This is a genomic window from Mesorhizobium sp. M1E.F.Ca.ET.063.01.1.1 (assembly GCF_003998155.1).
GTDB lineage: Bacteria > Pseudomonadota > Alphaproteobacteria > Rhizobiales > Rhizobiaceae > Mesorhizobium.
Map to the genome: position 1 here is coordinate 1 of NZ_RZSC01001007.1, position 1,754 is coordinate 1,754.

Annotated in this window: 2 protein-coding genes; one reads left to right on the plus strand and one right to left on the minus strand. The window is 66.0% G+C overall.

The features are described from left to right. The first annotated feature begins 234 nt into the window (after positions 1–234). On the plus strand, positions 235–852 hold the full coding sequence (locus EOA29_RS35370) for a TetR/AcrR family transcriptional regulator (protein ID WP_126094446.1): 618 nt from the start codon (positions 235–237) through the stop codon (positions 850–852). 240 nt (positions 853–1,092) lie between these two features. Here the strand turns inward: EOA29_RS35370 and EOA29_RS35375 are convergent. Beyond that, positions 1,093–1,754, minus strand: a 662-nt coding sequence (locus EOA29_RS35375; RefSeq protein ID WP_281061129.1) for a TCP-1/cpn60 chaperonin family protein, incomplete at its 5' end; no start/stop codon positions are given.

A 1,754-nucleotide genomic window follows, 5' to 3' on the forward strand; every position in this document is an offset into this window, starting at 1 on the left:
GTTGAGCGAGGTGGCGCGCACGCGCACGACGATCTGGTGCGGGCCGGGCCGTAGCATCGCCTCCTCGCGCGCCACCAGCTTCTCGATCCCGCCGAATCCTTCAAGCCGATATTTCTGCATTTGCTGCCTCTCAAATATGTAGACCGATTTACATATTATGTAGACCGATTGTCATATTATGGGCAAGGCCTATAATGCGACTCCTGACAAAAGTTGACATGGCCAGAGGTTGATGTGGCGACGGACACGCGCACCCGCATGATCGAGGCGACGGCGCTGCTCATCAGGCGGCGCGGCTATCACGGCACCTCGCTCAACGACATTTTGAGCGCCAGCGGCGCTCCTCGCGGCTCGCTCTATTTCCATTTCCCGGGCGGCAAGGACCAACTGGTCATCGAGGTTACGCGCGACAGCGTGGCAAAGGTCACCGAGCGGCTCGCCGCCGATCTTGCCACGGAAGGCGACCCGGCCGTCGCCGTCCGCCGTATCTACCAGTCGGTGGCACGCATGCTGGAAGAGAACGAATTCTCGCTCGGCTGCCCGGTCGCGCCGGTGGTGCTGGACGCGCCGAACGATGTGCCCGACCTCGTGGAGATCTGCCGCTCGGCCTTCGAGCAGTGGATCGGCCTGTTGCACCAGGCCTTCGTCAGGGCAGGGGTGGCCGAGCGCCGCGCGCAAGCGCTGGCGCTGTTAGTCGAATCCTCGCTCGAGGGCCTGATGGTGATCGCCCGCGCCACCCGCGACCGCTCGGCGCTTGCGGTCGTGGCTGACGAAGTGGTGGCCTTGGTCGAGGCGGCGGTGCGCTCGGGCAAGACGAAGCAGAGCGCGCACGCTGCTGATCTCCCCCCTTGAGGGGGAGATGTCGCCGAAGGCGACAGAGGGGGTCGCTGCGCGTGGAGCGCCAGCGCCGTCTCTCGTCGCGGAAGGCGTCGGCGCCTTACCCCCTCAAGGGGGGAGATTGGCTGTCGCGCAGGCTTTCGCCAACCGCAGCTGTACGAAGCTTGCCTGCCTTTGGACTCTGGCCGCCGCAAGCCAAACAAAAAGGGCGGCATCTCTGCCGCCCTTTCCGTATACGCTATGGGACTGAACTTCTTAGAAATCCATGCCGCCCATGCCGCCCATGCCGCCGCCGGGCATGCCGCCCGGCATACCGCCGGCGGCTTCCTTCTTCGGAGCCTCGGCGATCATGGCTTCGGTGGTGACGAGCAGGCCGGCGACCGAGGCCGCGTCCTGGAGAGCGGTGCGCACGACCTTGACCGGGTCGACGATGCCCATGCCGATCATGTCGCCATACTCACCGGTCTGGGCGTTGAAGCCGTAGGTGTTGGCCTTGTTCTCGAGGATCTTGCCAGCAACGATCGAGGCTTCCGCACCGGCGTTGGCCGCGATTTGGCGGGCCGGAGCCTGCAGCGCGCGACGCACGATGTTGATGCCGGCTTCCTGGTCGGAGTTGACGCCGGTGGCCTTGAGGTTGCCCGAGGCGCGCAGCAGGGCGACGCCGCCGCCGGCGACGATGCCTTCTTCCACGGCCGCGCGGGTCGCGTTCAGCGCGTCGTCAACGCGGTCCTTCTTTTCCTTGACCTCGACCTCGGTCGCGCCGCCGACGCGGATCACCGCGACGCCGCCAGCGAGCTTGGCCAGACGCTCCTGCAGCTTCTCCTTGTCGTAGTCCGAGGTGGTCTCCTCGATCTGCTGCTTGATCTGGGCGACGCGGCCCTGGATCTCGGCCTTCTTGCCGGCGCCGTCGACGATGG